At 57.7% G+C, this 2,075-nt stretch carries 2 protein-coding genes and 1 pseudogene; 1 reads left to right on the top strand and 2 read right to left on the bottom strand.

Features of this window, described 5'->3' with window-relative positions; translation table 11 throughout:
* Positions 1 to 197, top strand: a pseudogene (locus AC2VLY_RS09000) (hypothetical protein); the annotation flags it as partial.
* Between the two features lie 26 nt (positions 198 to 223).
* Here AC2VLY_RS09000 and hslU read toward each other — a convergent pair.
* Together hslU and hslV are read right to left on the bottom strand one after the other, a co-directional pair.
* The gene (gene hslU / locus AC2VLY_RS08995) at positions 224 to 1,546 is read right to left on the bottom strand and encodes an ATP-dependent protease ATPase subunit HslU (protein WP_024892919.1); all 1,323 of its coding nucleotides are present in this window, start codon (positions 1,544 to 1,546) and stop codon (positions 224 to 226) included.
* A gap of 2 nt (positions 1,547 to 1,548) precedes the next feature.
* Positions 1,549 to 2,070: an ATP-dependent protease subunit HslV gene (hslV, locus tag AC2VLY_RS08990; RefSeq protein WP_175438541.1), complete on the bottom strand. Its 522-nt coding sequence runs from the start codon at positions 2,068 to 2,070 to the stop codon at positions 1,549 to 1,551.
* Positions 2,071 to 2,075: the final 5 nt, after the last annotated feature.

The raw sequence follows: 2,075 nt of genomic DNA, 5'->3' as shown, positions 1-2,075 counted from the left end.
TGTGGGCGCATGGTCACTGGCGGCGGGAAATCGAAGAGCGGATCAGCGCCGGTTTATGTGTGGATTTTTGTGAAAACAGTCTGCGCAACATGGGCCTTGACCCTGCCGCCCGGCCTGCTGGCAGTCATCTGGTTCCGGCGGGCGTCATTGCCATTGCCCAAGCCCAGGCGGCTGGAGCGTTTTATCTCAAGCCCTGAGTTCCATTCCGGTAAAACAACCCAATTTATAAAATATAGCGGGACAGGTCTTCGTCCTGGGCCAGATCCTGCAAGCGCCCATCCACATATTCTGCATTGACCTCGACGCTGGGCTGACTCAGGTCTGGCGCTGAAAAAGCCACTTCTTCCAGCAGGCGTTCCATGATGGTATGCAGGCGACGGGCGCCAATGTTCTCGACCCGTTCGTTGACCTGTTGCGCGATTTCGGCTATGCGTCGTACGCCATCATCAGTAAATTGCAGGGTGACCCCATCACTGGCGAGCAGGGCGCTGTACTGGCGCACCAGCGCGTTTTCCGGCTCCTGCAGAATACGGACCAGGTCTGCCGCACTCAGGGCATCCAGCTCTACGCGAATAGGGAGTCGTCCCTGCAGTTCCGGGATCAGGTCCGAAGGTTTGCTGAGATGAAATGCCCCGGAGGCAATGAACAGGATATGATCGGTTTTCACCACGCCATAACGGGTGCTGACGTTGGATCCTTCCACTAGCGGCAACAAATCCCGCTGCACCCCTTCCCGGGAAATGTCGGTACCCTGCTGACTACCGGAGCGCACCGCCACCTTGTCGATTTCATCGATGAAAACAATGCCGCCCGACTGTACTCTTTCCAGGGCCAGGGCGCGTACTTCTTCTTCATTGACCAGCTTGGCAGCTTCGTCATCCGTCAGCAGACGCCGGGCTTCCGCCACCGGCACCTTGCGGGTGCTGGTTTTACCCTGGGACATATTGGAGAACATATCCCGCAGCTGGTTGGTCATTTCTTCCATACCCGCTGGCGCCATGATTTCCACACCCGCTTTGGGAGCCGCAACCTCAATTTCGATTTCCTGCTGATCCAGTTTGCCCTCGCGGAGCATCTTGCGGAATTTTTGGCGGGTCCCTTCATCGCTGCGTGGCACCGTGCTGTCCCGGGGGCCGGGAATCAACGCATCGAGAATGCGTTCTTCGGCCATTTCTTCAGCGCGCTGGCGCATGGCCGTTTGGCGTTCGCTACGAATCATGTCTACCGCCGTTTCAGTCAGGTCGCGGATAATGGATTCCACATCCTTGCCGACGTAACCCACTTCTGTGAATTTGGTGGCTTCCACCTTGATGAAAGGGGCATTGGCCAATTGCGCCAGACGGCGGGCAATTTCGGTTTTGCCGACGCCGGTAGGCCCAATCATCAGGATGTTCTTGGGGGTGATCTCCTGATGCAGGGGGGCAGGCACCTGGCCGCGCCGCCAGCGGTTGCGCAGGGCAATAGCCACGGCACGCTTGGCGTCAGACTGGCCGATGATGTACTTGTCCAGTTCCTGGACGATTTCACGGGGGGTCATTTCAGACATGCTCATAGTTCTTCAATCGTATGGTTGTGGTTGGTATAAATGCAGATGTCCCCGGCGATGCCCAGCGCCCGTTCGGCGACTTCACGGGCCGGCAACTCGGTATTTTCAAGCAGGGCACGGGCTGCAGAAAGGGCAAAGGGACCACCGGAGCCAATGGCAATAATGCCGAATTCCGGTTCCAGCACATCGCCCTGGCCGGTAATAATCAGACTTTGCTTATCGTCTGCAACGGCCAGCATCGCTTCCAGGCGCCGCAATACCCGGTCGGTGCGCCACTCTTTGGCGAGTTCAACAGCCGCCTTGGCCAGTTGTCCAGGATGGGCTTTCAGTTTGGCCTCAAAGCGTTCGAGCAGGGTAAAAGCATCGGCGGTAGCACCCGCGAAGCCAGTCAATACCCCCGGTTCAATACGCCTTACCTTGCGGGCATTGCCTTTCATGACGGTATTGCCAAAAGTTACCTGACCATCTCCGGCCATCACCACATTGCTGCCGCGTCGCACGCAAAGTATGGTGGTGCCGTGCATGGGTA

The sequence above is a fragment of the Acidithiobacillus sp. TH-A36 genome, assembly GCF_057473445.1.
The sequence above is the reverse complement of the archived record's forward strand: the minus strand, read 5'-3'. Positions and strand labels throughout refer to the sequence as shown.

Bases quoted from the DNA above. Each gene is read 5' to 3' on its own strand.
- hslU (WP_024892919.1), bottom strand. From the start codon at position 1,546: ATGTCTGAAATGACCCCCCGTGAAATCGTCCAGGAACTGGACAAGTAC.
- hslV (WP_175438541.1), bottom strand. From the start codon at position 2,070: ATGCACGGCACCACCATACTTTGCGTGCGACGCGGCAGCAATGTGGTG.